This is a genomic window from Marinicauda algicola (assembly GCF_017161425.1).
In the GTDB taxonomy this organism is placed as follows: Bacteria; Pseudomonadota; Alphaproteobacteria; order Caulobacterales; family Maricaulaceae; genus Marinicauda; species Marinicauda algicola.
This window is the reverse complement of the sequence record NZ_CP071057.1, coordinates 1,656,452-1,674,213: the sequence shown is the minus strand read 5'-3', so window position 1 is coordinate 1,674,213 and position 17,762 is coordinate 1,656,452. Positions and strand designations below refer to the sequence as shown.

12 protein-coding genes are annotated in these 17,762 nt (G+C 67.8%); 8 read left to right on the top strand and 4 right to left on the bottom strand.

The window, feature by feature from the left end:
• Positions 1-29: 29 nt before the first annotated feature.
• Together katG and JW792_RS08445 are read right to left on the bottom strand one after the other, a co-directional pair.
• The gene (gene katG, locus JW792_RS08450) at positions 30-2,204 is read right to left on the bottom strand and encodes a catalase/peroxidase HPI (RefSeq protein WP_420871268.1); all 2,175 of its coding nucleotides are present in this window, start codon (positions 2,202-2,204) and stop codon (positions 30-32) included.
• Positions 2,205-2,597: 393 nt separating this feature from the next.
• Entirely contained in the window at positions 2,598-3,548 is a 951-nt protein-coding gene (locus tag JW792_RS08445) for a GGDEF domain-containing response regulator (RefSeq protein ID WP_241095102.1), read from the bottom strand.
• A gap of 219 nt (positions 3,549-3,767) precedes the next feature.
• On the opposite strand from JW792_RS08445, the gene JW792_RS08440 reads away from it, so the two are divergent.
• Positions 3,768-4,235 (top strand): hypothetical protein, encoded by a 468-nt coding sequence (locus JW792_RS08440; RefSeq protein WP_135996142.1) that lies wholly within the window; start codon positions 3,768-3,770, stop codon positions 4,233-4,235.
• 67 nt (positions 4,236-4,302) lie between these two features.
• Here the strand turns inward: JW792_RS08440 and JW792_RS08435 are convergent, their stop codons facing one another.
• Positions 4,303-6,171, bottom strand: a complete 1,869-nt coding sequence (locus tag JW792_RS08435; RefSeq protein ID WP_135996143.1) for a DUF885 domain-containing protein — start codon at positions 6,169-6,171, stop codon at positions 4,303-4,305.
• 80 nt (positions 6,172-6,251) lie between these two features.
• On the bottom strand, positions 6,252-8,141 hold the full coding sequence (locus JW792_RS08430; protein ID WP_135996144.1) for a DUF885 domain-containing protein: 1,890 nt from the start codon (positions 8,139-8,141) through the stop codon (positions 6,252-6,254).
• Between the two features lie 218 nt (positions 8,142-8,359).
• On the opposite strand from JW792_RS08430, the gene fliQ reads away from it, so the two are divergent.
• The 7 genes from fliQ (at position 8,360) to alaS (ending at position 17,738) form a co-directional block, all read left to right on the top strand.
• Complete coding sequence (gene fliQ, locus JW792_RS08425; RefSeq protein WP_135996145.1) at positions 8,360-8,623, top strand: flagellar biosynthesis protein FliQ; 264 nt, start codon at positions 8,360-8,362, stop codon at positions 8,621-8,623.
• A 7-nt stretch (positions 8,624-8,630) separates the two neighbouring features.
• Entirely contained in the window at positions 8,631-9,389 is a 759-nt protein-coding gene (fliR, locus tag JW792_RS08420; RefSeq protein ID WP_135996146.1) for a flagellar biosynthetic protein FliR, read from the top strand.
• An 8-nt stretch (positions 9,390-9,397) separates the two neighbouring features.
• Positions 9,398-10,477: a flagellar biosynthesis protein FlhB gene (flhB, locus tag JW792_RS08415; protein ID WP_135996147.1), complete on the top strand. Its 1,080-nt coding sequence runs from the start codon at positions 9,398-9,400 to the stop codon at positions 10,475-10,477.
• A gap of 83 nt (positions 10,478-10,560) precedes the next feature.
• A complete protein-coding gene (locus tag JW792_RS08410) occupies positions 10,561-13,119 on the top strand; it encodes a hybrid sensor histidine kinase/response regulator (protein ID WP_135996148.1) in 2,559 nt (852 codons plus the stop codon).
• A 165-nt stretch (positions 13,120-13,284) separates the two neighbouring features.
• The gene (gene recA / locus JW792_RS08405; RefSeq protein WP_135996149.1) at positions 13,285-14,367 is read left to right on the top strand and encodes a recombinase RecA; all 1,083 of its coding nucleotides are present in this window, start codon (positions 13,285-13,287) and stop codon (positions 14,365-14,367) included.
• Positions 14,368-14,390: 23 nt separating this feature from the next.
• Positions 14,391-14,912: a GNAT family N-acetyltransferase gene (locus JW792_RS08400; RefSeq protein WP_135996150.1), complete on the top strand. Its 522-nt coding sequence runs from the start codon at positions 14,391-14,393 to the stop codon at positions 14,910-14,912.
• Between the two features lie 150 nt (positions 14,913-15,062).
• Complete coding sequence (gene alaS / locus JW792_RS08395; RefSeq protein WP_135996151.1) at positions 15,063-17,738, top strand: alanine--tRNA ligase; 2,676 nt, start codon at positions 15,063-15,065, stop codon at positions 17,736-17,738.
• Positions 17,739-17,762: the final 24 nt, after the last annotated feature.

Sequence of the window (17,762 nt, the reverse complement as noted above, 5' to 3'; positions counted from 1 at the left end):
CGGTTCACTATCCGGCGAAGGCTGCGCTCCTAGCTGCGCGGCAGGTCGAAGCGGTCGGCCTGCATGACCTTCACCCAGGCCTCGACGAAGTCCTCGACGAATCGCTCCTGGCCGTTGCCGTAGGCGTAGACCTCCGCGACGGCCCTGAGCTCGGCGTTCGAGCCGAAGACAAGGTCCGCCTCGGTCGCGGTCCACTTCACGTCACCGCTTTCCCGGTCGCGGCCTTCGAAGACGTATGCCTCCTCTGCCGGCTGCCAGACGGTGTCCATGTCGAGCAGGTTGACGAAGAAGGCGTTGTCGAGCGTACCCGGATTGTCCGTGAACACGCCATGGTCCGAGCCGTCGTAGTTGGCGCCGAGGGCCCGCATGCCGCCGATCAGCGCTGTCATCTGCGGTACGGTGAGGCCCAGCGTGTCGGCGCGGTCGACCATGAGTTCGGCCGGGCTGCGCCCGGCATCCGCGCCGTAGTAATTGCGGAAGGCGTCCGCCTGCGGCTCGAGCACGGCGAAGGACTCCACGTCGGTCTGCTCCTGGCTCGCATCGGTGCGGCCCGGGACGAAGGGGACCTCCACCGCGTGACCGGCGCGGCGGGCGGCTTCCTCGATCGCAGCGGCCCCGCCGAGCACGATGAGGTCGGCGAGCGAGACGCGCGTATCATCGTTCTGGCTGGCGTTGAACTGCGACTGGATGTCTTCGAGCGTCGAGAGGACCCGATCGAGCTCGGCCGGATTGTTGACCGCCCATGCGTTCTGCGGGGCGAGACGGATGCGCGCCCCGTTGGCGCCGCCGCGCATGTCCGTATTGCGGTAGGAGGCGGCCGACGCCCACGCGGTGCGCACCAGCTGTTCGACGGTGAGGCCGCTGTCGAGGATCCCGGCCTTGAGCGCTTCGATGTCCGCCTCGTCGATCAGGGCATGGTCCACCGCCGGGACCGGATCCTGCCAGGCGAATTCGCGCTCGGGCACCTCGTCGCCGAGATAGCGCGCCCGCGGGCCCATGTCGCGGTGGGTCAGCTTGAACCAGGCGCGCGCGAAGGCGTCCTCGAACTGTTCGGGATTGTCGCGGAAGCGCAGGGCGATCTCGCGGAAGCCCGGATCCTCGCGCAGCGACAGGTCCGTGGTGAACATGATCGGGGTTTCCAGCTCGTCGGGGTTATGCGCATCGGGCACGAAGCGTGCCTCCTCGGCATTGGCCGGCACCCACTGGATCGCGCCCGCAGGCGAGCGGGTCTGCACCCACTCGAAGCGGAAGAGGTTCTCCAGATACTGGTGCGTCCACTGCGTCGGGGCCGAGGTCCAGGCGCCTTCCAGGCCGCTCGTCACGGTGTCGGCGCCAATGCCGGTGCCGCACTCCACCTTCCAGCCCAGCCCCTGGGCTTCAACGCCCATGGCGGCCGGCTCCGGGCCCATGCACTCGGCCGGGTCGTGCGCCCCGTGCGCCTTGCCGAAGGTGTGCCCGCCGGCGATGAGGGCAACCGTTTCCTCGTCGTCCATCGCCATGTTGCCGAACGTGATGCGGATGCGCTCGGCCGCGGCGAGCGGATCGGGCACGCCGTTCGGGCCTTCGGGATTGACGTAGATGAGACCCATCTGCGCAGCCGCGAGCGGGCGCTCGATCTGTTCGTCTCCGCCTTCGCCGTGGAAGCGCTCGGAGGCGAGCATCTCGGCCTCCGGTCCCCAGTAGACCAGCTCGGCCTCCCAGTCGTCCTCGCGGCCACCGGCAAAGCCGAGCGTTTCGAAGCCCATGTCCTCCATCGCGACATTGCCGGCGAGGATCATCAGGTCGGCCCAGCTGATCGCCTCGCCGTATTTCTGCTTCACCGGCCAGAGCAGGCGCCGCGCCTTGTCCAGATTGCCGTTGTCCGGCCAGGAGTTGAGCGGCTCGAAGCGCTGCTGGCCGCCGCCGGCCCCGCCGCGTCCGTCATGGACCCGGTAGGTGCCCGCGCTGTGCCAGGCCATGCGGATGAAAAGCGGGCCGTAATGGCCCCAGTCCGCCGGCCACCAGTCCTGCGAGGTCGTCATCACCTCGCGGATGTCGGCCTTGACCGCAGCCAGATCGAGGCTCTCGAAGGCGCTCGCATAGTCGAAATCGGCCCCGAAGGGATTGGAGTGCGCATCGTTGTCGCGCAGGGGTGAGAGATCGAGCTGTTCGGGCCACCAGAACCGGTTCGAGCGCGGCTCGCCGGCGGCGAGCTCCCGGTTCATTGCGGCGCGCGCGTCGGCCTCGGTGTCCTGCAACTCGGCGAGTTCGGCATGACGGTCGGTCTCGCCCGACTGTTCGGCGGCTTCGTTGTCGCCGCCCCCGCAGCCGGAAAGCGTCAGGGCCATAATGCCGGTGGAAACCAGCAGCAGGGATTTCATGTGCAACGTCATGACAGCGCTCCTCCTCGCGCGAGAAAAATCTAAGCGTCAAGTAAAGTGAGGCACAGAACTCCGTACGCGCGCGACAAATGCCGCAGCGTGGGCGAAGAAAACGCGCTTCGTCTCTTGTTTCTATTCGACGCTTATTTGATCAGTTAAGCGGTGCCGCATCTATGCGTCAAAGCAATTGCTTCTATGGAGGCGATTGGGGAAATCTATAGGGGCGCGTGGCGCGGCCTACCCGGTCACCACACGGTTCCTGCCGGCTTCCTTGGCGGCGTAGAGGGCCTTGTCTGCGCGGGCGAGGAGGTCGGAGCCGGTGGCCAGGCTCTCATGCGGCTGCAGCACGGTGAGGCCAAAGCTCGCGGTGACCGGGATGGGGCAGGCATCGTCGTTCTCGACGCGCAGGTGCTCGACCGCGCGGCGCAGGCGTTCGGCGGTCTCGAGGCCCTCGCGCGTTCCCGCACGTGGCAGGAGCACGGCGAACTCCTCCCCGCCCAGCCGGCCGAGCAGCTCCCCGCCGCCGAGTTCGTTCTTCAGCGCCGCGACGGTGCGCACAAGCACGCGATCGCCGCTGGCATGACCATGCGTGTCGTTGATCTGCTTGAAATGATCGAGGTCGACCATCGCAACGGCCATGGGAATGGAGAGCCGGCCCGCCTCGCCTATCTCCCGATCGAGCGCGCGGATGAAGGCGCGCCGGTTTGCCGCCCCGGTCAGCGCATCGGTTTCCGCCTGGCCGCGCAGGTCGCGCTGCAGGCGCGCGATGCGGGCCGCCGCGCGCATGCGCGCCTTCATCTCCACCCCGTCGAAGGGCTTCCTGATGAAGTCGTCCGCGCCCGCGTCGAGTGCCTCGGCGAGACGCACGTACTCGCCCGAGGCGGTGATGACGATGGTGTGGATGTGGCAGGTGTCCGCCCCGGCCTTCAGGCGCCAGCAGGCCTCGAGTCCGCTCATCTGGCCGACCTCGATGCCGGTGATGAAGATGTCGCTGGGACAGCGCTCGAGCGCACCCAGCGCCTCGCCGGAATCGCCGGCCTCGCGGACTTCGAATCCGCCATCCTCCAGCATGGACCGCAATATGCGGCGCTGGACCCGGCTGGTCTCGCACACCATGACCGACAGGGGCGCAGGCGCGTCCTGTACGGCGAGCGTCTCGCCGGCCGGTATGGCGACGTGCTGGCTCACAGGTAGGCTTTCCGTCCCTTCAAGAGCAGCGCGTCCGCATGCGCACCGCCTTGCCCATCTCGTCGGAGAATATGCCTATTCCAAAGGCGTTAAGAACGCGTGTCGGAGCGGGTCGGCCCCGAGCCTGGCCGGGCCGGCGACAATCGGGACGGGTCGCGAATAAGAAATTCTGAAGCCCGCGCGCCCAGGGTTGCCGGCCAATTCATCGAGGCCCCACGCATGCTGGATACCCAGACGCTTTTCGTCGCGCTGATACCGGTACTTCTGGCCGGGCTGGTCGCCCATATCGCAAACAGCCAGATCCATCGCAACAGCATCGCGCTGCGCTGGTGGGGCTGGGGTATGATGGCCCAGGCTCTCGGGGTCGTCGCGATCGCCGGGCATGAGGCGCTGCCGTTCTTCCTCGCCGTCCTCGTGGGAACGGCGGGGCTGGTCGGCGGCCAGTTCATGATCCTGCAGGGGATGGCCGTGTTCTCGCGCCTGGAGGTCGCCAGGGCCTATTATCTGACGGCCGGGGCGTTGAGCCTCGCGGGCGTGAGCTTCTTCACGCTGGCGGAGAATTCCGCGCCGGCGCGGTTTCTGGTGATTTCCGCGGCGCTGATCGCGGCCGGGCGCGACCGGACCTGCCTGTCCGAAGCCGATGGCGCGCACCGGAGGGGGCCGTCTCCACTCGCGGTGGCGCGATAGCCCGGTCCGCAAATGGACGGGGCGCCTCGAGGGCGCCCCGAACACCGCAGGCCTGAAGGCTGGGGGCCTATTCGGCCGCCTGCACCTCCGCGACCCAGGTCTCGACCAGCTCGCCCAGCACCTGAAGCGGGACCGCACCCTGGCGCAGCACCACATCGTGATAGGCCGCGATGTCGAAGTCCTCGCCGAGTTCGGCACGCGCGGCCTCGCGCAGGCGCAGGATCTCGATCATGCCGATCTTGTAGGCCGTCGCCTGGCCGGGATAGGCGATGTAGCGCTCGATTGCGCTGGTCGCGTCGCCTTCCGGATTCGGGGTGTTCTCGATCAGGTAGGAGATGGCCTGTTCGCGCGTCCAGCGGTGGTGGTGGATGCCGGTGTCCACGACAAGGCGCGCGGCGCGCCACAGCTCCATCGCGAGACGCCCGAAATCGGAATAGGGATCCTCGTAGAACCCCATCTCCTTGGGCAGGTACTCCGAGTACAGGCCCCAGCCCTCGGTGTAGGCGGTATAACCGCCGAAGCGGCGGAAGGAGGGCACATCCTCCAGCTCCTGCATGATGGCGAGCTGCATGTGATGGCCGGGAATGCCCTCGTGATAGGCGAGCGCTTCCATCTGGTAGGTCGGCATGTCGGCCATGTCGCGCAGATTGGCGTAGTACACGCCCGGGCGCGAGCCGTTCGGGGCGGGGCGCTGGTAGAAGGCCTTGCCCGCGCTCGCCTCGCGGAACTCCTCCACCCGGCGCACGACCAGATCGGCCTCGGGGAAGGTGTTGAACACCTCCGGCAGGCGGGCCTCCATCGTCTCGATGAGGGCGGTCGCCTCGTCGAGATAGCGCTGGCGTCCCTCCGGCGAGTTCTCGTAGTAGAACCGCTCGTCGGTGCGCATGAACGCGAAGAACTCCTGCAGGCTGCCCTCGAAGCCCACCGTCTCCATGATGGCACGCATCTCCTGGTGGATGCGGGCGACCTCGGACAGGCCGAGCTGATGGATCTCCTCCGCCGTCATGTCGGTCGTCGTGTAATTGGAGAGCAGATAGGCGTAGAACGCATCGCCATCGGGCAGCTTCCATACGCCGTCATCGTTCGTCGCGCTCTCGGCCTGAGCCTCGAACATGGCGATCAGGCGCTGATAGGCGGGGCGCACGGAGTCCGTCAGCGCGGCTTCGGCGCGCTCGATCAGGGCGGCCTTCTCCGGCGCCGTGATGTCGAGGGCCTCGACCTTGGCGCGGAAGTCGGCGAGCAGCGGGCTGTCGGCCGCGCCGTCTACGAACGGGGCGCCGTCGATCACGTTGCGCGAGGTCTCGATCATCTGCGCGTAGGTCCACAGTGGCGGGTAGACGCCCGCCTCGAAGCGCGTCTCGGCATTCTCGCGATGCTGGTCGAGATAGGCCGCCGCATTGGTCAGGCGGGCGATATAGGCTTCCGCGTCCTCGACCGCGTCGACGCGGTGCTGGTTGATGAGGAAGGCGGGCAGGCTCATGTGCGCACCCGAGCGCTGCGTGAAGACGTAAGCGTTGTCGCGGAACCGCCAGCCGGCAGCCTCGCGGGCCGCGTCGTACTCGGCCAGGCGCCAGGAAAGCTGCGCATCCGCGTCGAGCGCATCGTAGTCGAAGCGCTCGCGCATCTCGGCGATGCGTGCCTGCCCGCGCCGGTACTCCTCTTCGCGAGCCTGCGGGCTCACATCGTCGAGCAGGTCGTAGTCGCTCTTGCGTCCGAGATAGGTCTGGGTCATCGGCGAGCGAGCGATCTCGGCCTCGAACTGCTCCTCGAACCAGGCATTGAGGCGTTCGCTCTCGCTCAGCTCGGCTGCGGCGACTTCGGTGACCGGAGCGGACGCTGCGCCGGGCTGGACTCCGGCGCCGGGCTCGGGCGCGCCGCAGGCGGCCAGCAGGGCGGCCAGGCTCGCGCCGGCAAGCAGGTGATGGAGTCTGGTCATCTCGATTCCCCTTTTCTACGGGAGAGGGGGCGCCGGCCGGCGCCCCCTTTGTGGTCATTGCTATGGACGGGGCGGACGGCCTATTCGGCCGCCTCGACCTCGGCGATCCAGTCCTCCACCCGGGCCTGCAGCAGCGGCAGCGGGATGGTGCCGGCGGTCAGTACCGCATCGTGGAAGCCGCCATAGTCGAAATCCTCGCCGAGCCGGTCCATCGCCTGCCGGCGCAGGTCCATGATGGTCATCATGCCGATCTTGTAGGACAGCGCCTGGCCCGGCCAGACGATGTAGCGCTCGACTTCCGGGGTGATGTCACCCTCGGTCATCGGCGTGTTCTCCATCATGTATTCGATGGCGTCCTCGCGGGTCCACCGCTTGGAGTGGATGCCGGTGTCGACGACCAGGCGCACCGCGCGGAACAGCTCGTAGGAGAGCCGGCCGAAATCGTTGTACGGATCCTCGAAGAAGCCCATGTCCTTGCCGAGACGCTCGGCATAGAGCGCCCAGCCTTCGCCGTAGGCCGAATACCAGGCGAGCTTCTGCAGCATCGGCACGTCTTCGAGTTCCATTGCCAGCGCGATCTGGAAGTGATGGCCCGGCGCGCCCTCGTGATAGGCGAGGCTCTCCATCAGATAGGTCGGATTGTCGGCCATGTTGGAGAGGTTCACGTAGTAATAGCCCGGCCGCGAGCCATCGAGGGCGGGCTGGTTGTAGAAGGCGCCGGTGGCCGTCTCCTCGCGCCACGCCTCGACTGCGCGCACCTCCAGCGCGGCTTCGGGCAGGGTGTCGAAATACTGCGGCGCGATCTGCATGACCTGGTCGATGTATTCGGTCGAACGGGCGAGATAGGCCGCCCGGCCCGCCTCGTCGTTGGGCAGGTAGAATTGCGGATCTGTGCGCAGGAATTCGAAGAAGGCCTGCAGATCGCCTTCGAACTCGACCTGCTCCATGATCTCGCGCATCTCGTTCTGGATGCGCTCGACTTCGGACAGGCCAATCTCGTGCACCTCATCGGCGGTGAGATCGTCGCGCGTGGTGAAGAAGTGGACCTGCGTGGCGTAGTACTCCTCGCCATTGGGGAGCTTCCACACCCCGTGCCGGTCGTCGGCGTCCCTCTCCATGGCCTCCAGCGAGGCGATGTAGCGTTCCAGCGCCGGGCGATAGACCTCGAGCAGTGCGGTCTCGGCGGCCTCGATGAGCGCGGCGGATTCCGCCTCGGGCAGGGCAAGTTCGGCGACCTTGGTCTTGAAGTCGGCGAAGAGCGCGCTGTCCACGCCCGTCTCGTCGAAGGGCGCGCCGGTCAGCTGGCTGTTGGCCGAGGCGACCAGGCGCGGATAGGCGAAGAGCGGCAGGCGCACGCCGTTGGCGGCGCGCTCCTCGGCCTCTGCGACCATGGCGTCGATCACCGCGCCCATGCCGTTGAGGCGCGCGACATAGGCCTCGGCATGGGCCGGCTCGCGCACCTGGTGGGCGTTGATCATGAAGGTGGTGAGGTCGGACACCGCATCGCCCATCGGGGAGAACACGTATCCACTCTCGCGCACCTGATAGAGCCGGTCGTTCATCTCCCACTGGAATTGCGCAAAGTCGTAGGAAAGCCTGCCGGCGTCATCGAGCGCACCGTAATCGAACGTCTCGGTGAGGTAGGCGAGATAGGCCTGCTCGCGCGCGTGGGCGGCGGCGGCTTCCGCGTCGGTCGGCAGCGACCAGTCGTCGTAATCCTCGTCGATGATGCCGAGAGACGTCTTGGCTTCCGGCGCGTGCTGGAGTTCGGCCTGGAACACTTCGTCCAGCCAGGAATAGAGACGCTGCGTCTCGGTCACGTCGGCAGATTGCGGCGGCGCGGCAGGCACCGGCGCGGGCGTCTCGGCCTGCGTCTGCGGTGCCGGCGCTGCGGTCCGGTCGGTCGCGGGCTCGCCGCAGGCGGCCAGGAAGGCGATCGCCGCCGCTCCGCCAAGAAGATGTTTCAGCATGGTTCTTTCCCCGATTGAATCACGTCTTTTTCCGGCTGCTTCGGCCGATGCGGCGCGGACAATAGCGCCTGGCGGCGTGAGGCTCGCATTAAATCGCAGTCACCTGCGGGGACAGCGATCTTCATCCTGTTTCAAGCTTCGTTAACCGGCATCGTTAACCTTCGGGCCGAGGCGGCAAATTTTGCCGGGTTCCCGAGCGGTTGAGAAGGCCAGAACAAATGAACGGCGCCGAAGTGCTCGACATTGCCCGCGACGCGATCTGGACCATGCTCGCCATGGCCGCGCCGGTGATGATCGTCGGCCTTGCCGTCGGCGTGATGATCGCGCTCCTCCAGGCATTGACGCAGGTTCAGGAGATGACCCTGGTCTTCGTGCCGAAGATCATCGCCATCTTCATCGCGCTCCTGATCTTCCTGCCGCTGATGGGGGCGGTGATGTCGACCTTCATGACCACCGTCGCGGACCGAATCATCGCAGGCTAGGCCCGTTATGCTCGCCGCCCTGAACCTCGAAACCACGGTCTTCGCGGCCGCGCTGATCTTCGCGCGGCTGGGCGCGATCCTCATGCTGCTTCCGGGCTTCGGCGAGCCGGGTATCCCGCCGCGCATTCGCCTCGCCTTTGCGCTCGCTTTCGCGCTCGCCATCGGGCCGGTGATCGCGCCGCGCTTGCCCGAGATGCCGGCCGAGCCCGCTGCCATGGCCGGCATGATCGCGATCGAGGCGGTGATCGGGCTGATGATCGGCGCGGCCGCGCGCCTTTTCCTGGCGGCCGCCGCGATCGCGGGACAGATCATCGGCTACCAGACCGGGCTCGCCATGGCGCAGGCCTTCGACCCGGCCGCCGGCCAGACCGGCGCGCTGCCCGGCGTATTTCTGAACCTGCTCTTCATCGTGCTGCTGTTCGCGACCAACCTGCACCATCTCCTCTTGCAGGCGGCGGCCGCCTCCTACCAGGTCATGCCGGCGGCCGAGGTGCCGATCCTGGAAGACGCGGCCGAGTGGGCGCTGACCATCTTCGTGGACACATTCGTCATCGGCGTGCAGATCGCCGCACCGCTGATCGTGTTCGGCCTGATTTTCTATCTCGGGCTCGGCGTGCTCTCGCGCCTCATGCCGCAGGCGCAGATATTCTTCATCGCGATGCCGCTCAACATCCTGATCGGCTTCGCGATCCTCGCGATCTCGCTGGGTGCCATCGCGCTCGTCTGGCTGGAGCGCTTCGAGCGCTTCGCCGTGACCTTCATGTGAGGTGAGCGATGGCTGACGAGGACAAGTCGGAAAAGACCGAGCAGCCGACAGAGCGGAAGCTGCGCCAGGCGCGCGAGAAGGGCGATGTCGCCAAGTCCCAGGAGATTCCCGGCTGGTTCATCCTGGCAGCCGGGCTGGGCATCATCGCGGTCGTCTCCCCTGGCCTGTCGCGGGGCATGGCGGAATCCCTGAGCCTGTTCTTCGCCAACGCTCACCAGCTGAGCCTTCAGCCGGGCGAGGCGATCGACCTCGCCACCGCGACGGCCATGCGCATCGGGCTCGTCGTCGGTCTCGCCTTCCTCGCGCTGATCGTGGCGGCCATCCTCGGCAATGTCGTGCAGCAGGGCCTGCTGTTCACGCCCTCCAAGCTCGAGCCCAAGCTCTCCAAGCTCAACCCGGTGGACGGGGTGAAGCGCCTGTTCGGTCCGCAGGGCTGGATGAACTTCCTCAAGGGTATCGGCAAGATGGCTCTGGTCTCGATCGCGATCGGGGTCGTGCTCTGGCCCAAGCGCGACGAACTCGCCGTGCTGCCGATGATGGAATTGCCTGCCGTCCTCGGCCTCTTGCGCGTCGATGCGATGCTGCTGATGCTCGCCGCGCTGATCGTCTATTCGCTGATCGCCGCGGCGGACTTCTTCTTCCAGCGCCACGAGTTCATCGAGCGCAACAAGATGAGCCGCAAGGAGATTCGCGACGAGCTCAAGGACACCGAGGGCGATCCCATGGTGCGCGCCAAGCTCAGGCAGATCCGCCAGGAGCGCGCCCAGCGCCGGATGATGGCGAAGGTGCCAGAGGCCGCGGTCGTGATCACCAACCCGACCCACTATGCCGTGGCGCTGGAATACGAGCAGGGGCGCACGCCCGCCCCCATCTGCATCGCGAAGGGCGTCGATGCCGTCGCCTTGAGGATTCGCGAACTCGCGGAGGAGCACGGCATCCCGATCGTGGAGGATCCCCCGCTCGCCCGTGCGCTGCACGCCACGGCCGATCTCGACGTGCCGATCCCGGTCGACCATTACAAGGCGGTCGCGAAAGTGATCGGCTACGTGCTCTCGGTCGCGAAAGGCCGCGCGCGGGGACGAAAATAGCGTTAACCTTGTCGGGTCACGCTTGAAGCCGAATCGAGGGCCTGCCCGCGGGCGGCCCGCCACGCCAGATATCGAGCCTTTCCATGACAGATGCCCCCTCCGCCGAGCGCCCGCCCGAAACGGCCGAACACGACGGCGCCGAGTCCGCAAGGGTGAGGAGCGAGCCCGGGGAGCGTCCGCGGTGGATGGTGCCGGCGACCCGCATCATCTTCTGGATCGCCGGACTCTCCGCGCTCGCCGCCGCGGCGGTCGGTGTTTTCGCTGCCAGTGCGGCCGGCTGGCAGGGTTTCATCCTGCTGTCCGGCATCGCCTTCGTGGCCTTTCTGTTTCTCTATGCGCTGGCCGCCGGTGAAAGCGCGGCGCGCGTGCTCGCCGACCGCGGCCCGGCACCGGGCTCGTCCGGCTTCGCGGCCGCCGCGTTCGAGGCGCTCGCCGATCCGGTCCTGGTCACCGATGCGCGCGGGCGCAGCGTCTGGGCGAACCGGGCCTATCGGGCGCTGGCAAGTGAGGCGGCCGGGCTTGGCGCCGCACTGTCGGTGCCGACACCGGACCGGGTCTGGGCCGGCGGCGGTGGCGGCGCGATCTACCGCCTCACCAAGGCCGCCCACGAGTCCGCCCGGGCGCGCGAGACCCTGCCCGCGCTGAGGGCGGCGAGCCGTGCGGTCGTGTACGAGGCGGAGATAAGCCCGCTCGAGCGCGGCGGCGCGGTCTGGCGCTTTGCCGAGGCGCGCGGCGCCGCGGTCGAGACCGGAGAAGCCGCCCCCGACTGGGCCGACCGCGCTCCGGTCGGCCTGTTCCTCGCCGACGGGGAGGGCCGTGTGCTGGCCGCCAACGCGACCTTGCGCGACTGGCTGGGCGTGGAAGCGGACAGGGCGCTGAAGGTCAAGGACTTCTTCGTCGGAGATACGGCGAAGTCCTATGCCAAGTCGCGTGGCGCGGAAGGGCCTGTCCGCATCGATGCACGCCTGGCGGGCCGGGAAGGCATCGAGACCCCGGTCGTGCTGGTCGTGGAGTGGACCGACAGCCGTCCGCCGCGCGCGCGCGGCATCATCTACGGCCTGTCGACCACCGGCGCGCCTCCCGGGCTCGCCCAGGCGATGCCGGCAGGCGAGGTGCGCGCCGGGCGCACGTTCGACGACATGTTCGCGAGCGCCCCCTTCGGCGTGGTGCGCCTCGACCAGCCCGATCCGGAAGCAGCCCTGATCGAGGACGCCAATGCCGCCATGGTGCAGTTCTCGGGCGGCATGGCGATCCCGGGCACACGCTTCGCCGACCTCTTCGACTGGAACGAGGACGCGACGCTCGAGGACGTGTTCGCCACCGCGCTCGCCGGGCGCGGCGAGCCCGCCGAAGCGCGCCTGAAGAACGGCGAGAAGCCTCGCGACGTCCATCTCTTCTTCGCCGCAGCCAAGGGGGGCAAGCGCGCCGCCTATGTGGTCGACATCACCGCCCTGAAGGATCTCGAGCGCCAGTTCGCTCACGCCGCCAAGATGCAGGCGGTCGGCCAGCTCGCCGGCGGTGTGGCGCACGACTTCAACAACATGCTCACCGCCATAAGGCTGAACACCGACGAGCTGCTCGGCCGCCACCCCGTGGGCGACCCCTCCTACCCCGAGCTGCAGCAGATCAATTCAACCGTCGCGCGCGCGGCCGGGCTGGTGAAGAAGCTGCTCGCCTTCTCGCGCAAGCAGACCTTCCGGATGACGACGCTCGACATCACCGACACGCTCTCGGACGTCTCCGTGCTGCTGCGCCAGATTCTCGAGGAATCCGTGCGCCTGGAGTTCAGGCACGGGCGCGGCCTGCCGCTGATCCGCGCCGACAAGACGCAGCTGGAAAACGCCATCATGAACCTCGCGACCAATGCGCGCGACGCCATGAAGGGCAAGGGCGGGGGCACTCTGACCATCACCACCGAGGCGGTCGATGCCGAGGACGTGCGCCGCGCCGGCGCGCCCGACCCGAAGGAGGGCCGCTGGGCGGCCATCCGGGTGCGCGACGAGGGTACGGGCATGGACGAGGCGACCCTGGCGAAGATCTTCGAGCCCTTCTTCACCACCAAGGAAGCCGGCCAGGGCACCGGGCTCGGCCTTGCCACCGTCTACGGCATCGTCAAGCAGTCCGGCGGCTTCCTGTTCGCGAAGTCGAAACTGGGCGAGGGCACGACCTTCACGATCTTCCTGCCCGAGCATGTTCCGAGCGAGGCGGAAGAGAAGGAGATCGCCGAGGAGAAGGCCGCCAAGACGGTGGAGCGAAAGCCCGCCGACCTTGCCGGGCGCGGCCGGATCCTGCTCGTCGAGGACGAGGCGCCGGTGCGCACCATCGCCGCGAAGACGCTCGTCAAGCGGGGCTACGAGGTCGTCGAGGCCGAGGATGGCGAGGAGGCCCTCGAAATCCTGAAGGAGAACCCGGAGAGCTTCGATCTCATCATCTCCGACGTGGTGATGCCCGGCCTCGACGGGCCGGGGCTCCTGGAGAAGGGCCGGCAGTATCTCGGCGATGCGCGCATCGTGTTCATCTCCGGCTATGCCGAGGAGGAGTTCTCCCACACCCTGTCGAAGGAACTCGACGTCTCCTTCCTGCCCAAGCCCTTCACGCTCCCCCAGCTCGCCGAGCGGGTGAAGGAGATGCTGGGCGCCTAGCCGCGGGCTTGCCCGACGCTGCGGGCCAGGCGCGGAGCGAGTGCCGAAGCCTCGCGTCGCGCGGGTTGAAGCCCTCGAATGTTCTTGTTGCGTTCGCGGAACGGAACGTGTACAACTTCCCCAAGTTGCCCGACTCGGAGCGGCATGACAAAAGGGGATGAAGCCATGGCCCAGGCGAAGATTCAGCTCGTGAAAGACGATAATATGGACAAGCAGAAAGCCCTCGACGCCGCGCTCTCCCAGATCGACCGCGCCTTCGGCAAGGGCTCGGTCATGAAGCTGGGATCGCGCCCGAACCAGAATATCGAGGCGATCTCGACCGGCTCGCTCGGCCTCGACATCGCACTCGGTGTCGGCGGCCTTCCCAAGGGCCGGATCGTGGAGATCTACGGCCCGGAGAGCTCGGGCAAGACCACGCTCGCCCTGCATTGCGTCGCCGAGGCGCAGAAGGCGGGCGGCACCGCCGCCTTCGTCGATGCCGAGCACGCGCTCGATCCGGTCTATGCCAGGAAGCTCGGGGTCGATGTCAACGAACTCCTGGTCTCCCAGCCCGACGCCGGCGAACAGGCGCTCGAGATCGCCGACACGCTGGTGCGTTCGGGCGCGATCGACGTGCTCGTCATCGACTCCGTCGCCGCGCTCACCCCGCGCGCCGAACTCGAGGGCGAGATGGGCGACTCCCTGCCGGGCCTGCAGGCGCGCCTGATGAGCCAGGCGCTCAGGAAGCTCACCGGCTCGATCTCCAAGTCGAACACGCTTGTCATCTTCATCAACCAGATCCGCATGAAGATCGGCGTGATGTTCGGCTCTCCGGAAACCACGACTGGCGGCAATGCGCTGAAATTCTACGCCTCGGTCCGCCTCGATATCCGCCGCATCGGCGCGCTGAAGGACCGCGACGAGGTGATCGGCAACCAGACCAAGGTCAAGGTGGTCAAGAACAAGGTCGCGCCGCCTTTCCGCGAGGTCGAGTTCGACATCCTCTACGGCGAGGGCATCTCCAAGACCGGCGAACTCATCGATCTCGGCGTGAAGGGCGGGATCGTGGAGAAATCCGGTTCCTGGTACTCCTTCGAGAGCGAGCGCATCGGCCAGGGCCGCGAGAACTCGCGCAAGTTCCTGCTCGACAATCCCGACATCGCCGCGAAGATCGAGGCCGCCGTGCGCAAGAATGCCGGCCTTATTGCCGAGGAGATGCTCGCCGGTCCGGGCGAGGACGACGAGGGCGACGAGGCCGCGGCGGGCTAGGGCCGCCGCCGGATCGCACCCCAATGGAGATACCGGAACTCGTCACGCCCCGCCTGCGCCTGAGAGCGCCGTGCGGGGCGGATTTCCCGGTCTACCGGGATTTCTACGCCGACGCCGAGGCGTCCCGCTTCTATGGCGGACCGCTTCCCGCGAACCGCGCCTGGACCAAGCTGGCCAGCGATCTCGGCCATTGGCGGCTGCGCGGCTACGGCATGTGGTCGATCGAGCGGCGCGACCGCCCCGGCATGGTCGGCAGCTGCGGGCTGGTCTGGCCTGAGGGGTGGCCACGCTCGGAACTGACCTGGTGGATCATGCCGGAGGCACGCCGCCAGGGGATCGCCCGGGAGGCCTCGCTTGCCGCCATCGACCATGCGCTCGCGAGCCTCGGCTGGACGCAGGTCGAAACCCACATGGACGATGCCAACATCGCCGCCCGGCGCCTGGCAGAGAGCCTTGGAGGACGGGTGTTCGCCCGCGAGGCCTTCCCCGACGGACTGATGCGCGACGTCTTCGCCCTGTCCGGCCTTGCCGCGCAGACTGGCTGACCGCGACGGAAGAGGCGGAGCGCCAACCTGCGAAGAATTGCGACGGGCGCTTGGCTTTGCCGGGCGCCCGTTCGTATATGTGGGCGAAGCCACGTCGACCGTGAAACCTCGCGCGAGATGTGAACCCCAAGCCGGCTTCTGGAGCCCGTCATGACCGCATTGCGCGACATCCGCGCCAAGTTCCTGGATTACTTCGCCGAGCACGATCACGAGGTGGTGCAGTCCGCCCCGCTCGTGCCGAAGGACGATCCGACGCTGCTCTTCGTCAATGCCGGCATGGTGCCGTTCAAGAACGCCTTCACCGGCGTCGAGAGGCGCGCCAGACCCCGCGCGGCCTCCTCGCAGAAATGCGTGCGCGCCGGCGGCAAGCACAACGATCTCGACAATGTCGGCTACACCGCGCGTCACCACACCTTCTTCGAGATGCTCGGCAATTTCTCCTTCGGCGATTATTTCAAGGAGGAGGCGATCCTGCATGCCTGGACGCTGATCACCAGGGAGTTCGGGCTTTCAAGGGACAAGCTACTCGCCACGGTCTATGCCGAGGACGAGGAGGCGGCGGACCTCTGGAAGAAGATCGCGGGGTTCTCCGACGACAAGATCATCCGCATCGGAACGTCCGACAATTTCTGGATGATGGGCGATACCGGCCCCTGCGGGCCGTGCTCGGAGATCTTCTACGATCACGGGCCGGAGATTCCCGGCGGCCCTCCGGGCAGCCCGGACGAGGACGGCGACCGCTTCATCGAGATCTGGAATCTCGTCTTCATGCAGTTCGAGCAGATGGAGGACGGCAGCCGCAAATCCCTGCCCAAGCCCTCCATCGACACCGGCATGGGGCTGGAGCGCATCGCCGCCGTGCTGCAGGGGGTGCACAACAATTACGAGGTCGACCTGTTCAAGCGGCTGATCGCGGCCTCCGAGGATGTGCTGCGCTCCAGGGCCGAAGGCGAGACCCTCGCCAGCCACCGCGTCATCGCCGACCATCTGCGCGCGACGAGCTTCCTCATCGCCGATGGCGTGAGCCCGTCCAACGAGGGCCGTGGCTACGTCCTGCGCCGGATCATGCGCCGCGCCATGCGCCACGCGCACCTGCTCGGCGCGACCGAGCCGGTGATGCACCGCCTCGTCGGCACGCTCGCCGCCGAGATGGGCGAGGCCTTCCCCGAGCTGAAGCGTGCCCGGCCGGTGATCGAGGAGACGCTGCGCGCGGAGGAAGAACGGTTCCAGCGCACGCTCGGACGCGGGCTCTCCCTGCTGGAGGAGGCCGTCGCGGATCTAGACGAGGGCGAGGCCCTGCCGGGCGAAACCGCCTTCAAGCTCTACGACACCTACGGCTTCCCGCTCGACCTCACCCAGGACGCGCTGCGCGCCAAGGGCCTGGAGGTGGACACCGCCGGTTTCGACAAGGCGATGGAGAAGCAGAAGGCCGAGGCGCGCGCGAGCTGGGCGGGCTCCGGCGAGGCTGCACCCGATGCGGTCTGGTACGCGGTGCGCGAGGCGACCGGCCCGACGAGCTTTACCGGCTATACCACGCTCAAGGGCTCCGAGCCGGTCAGGGCGATCGTCGCCGACAAGCGCCAGGTCGACACGCTCGAGGACGGCCAGCACGGCGAACTCGTCTTCGCCCAGACGCCGTTCTATGCCGAGGGCGGCGGCCAGATCGGCGATGCCGGCGTGATCGAGTTCGAGGGCGGGGTCAATTTCGTGGTCTCCGACGTGAAGAAGCGCGCCGGCGACGTCTATGCCCATATCGGCAAGGCGCAAGGCGGCGCGATTCGTGTCGGCGATACCGGGCTGTTGCAGGTCGATGGCGAGCGCCGGGAAAAGACCAAGGCGAACCACTCGGCCACGCACCTTCTGCATGCGGCCCTGCGCGACGTGCTCGGTGCTCACGTCACCCAGAAGGGCTCCTATGTGGGACCCGACCGGCTGCGCTTCGACTTCTCGCACGGCCAGACGCTCACCGAGGCGGAGACCCGGGCGATCGAGGCCCAGGTCAATGCCGTGATCCGTCAAAACGCGCCGGCCGAGACCGCCGAGATGGCCCCGGAGGAGGCCATCGAGCGGGGCGCGCTCGCCCTGTTCGGCGAGAAGTATGGCGACCGGGTGCGCGTGCTGGAGATGGGCCGGGCGCTGGAGAAGGCCGACCGGGCCTATTCGGTCGAACTGTGCGGGGGCACGCACGTCTCGCGCACCGGCGACATCGCCCTGTTCAAGATCGTCTCAGACAGTGCCGTCTCGGCCGGGGTGCGCCGCGTCGAGGCGCTGACCGGTGAAGCGGCGCGGGAGTATCTCGAGACCCAGGCCGGCATCGCGAAGGCCGCTGCCGAGCGTCTGAAGGTGCCGCCGGCCGAACTGGAGGAACGCGTCGACACTCTCCTGAAGGAGCGCCGGACGCTGGAGCGCCAGCTCGCCGAGGCCAAGAAGCAGCTCGCCCTCGGCGGCGGCAGTGGTGCGGCCCCGGCCGGCCCGGAGGAGATTTCCGGGGTGAAGTTCATCGGGCGCGTTGCCCAGGGCGTCGGCGGCAAGGATCTGCGCGCTATGGTCGACGAGGCGAGAAAGCAGATGGGCTCGGGCATCGCCGCCTTCGTCGGCGTCAATGACGGCAAGGCCGCGCTCGCCGTCGGGGTGACCGACGATCTCGCCGGCCGCTTCGACGCGGTCGAGCTGGTGCGCGCCGGCGCGGCGGAGGTCGGCGGCAAGGGCGGGGGCGGGCGGCCCGACTTCGCCCAGGCCGGCGGTCCGGACGGCGACAGGGCCGAAGCTGCGCTCGATGCGATCCGCGGCGCCCTGAAGGGCGAGGGGTCCCGCGCGGCGGAATAACCGCACGCAGGCCCTGACCGGGCC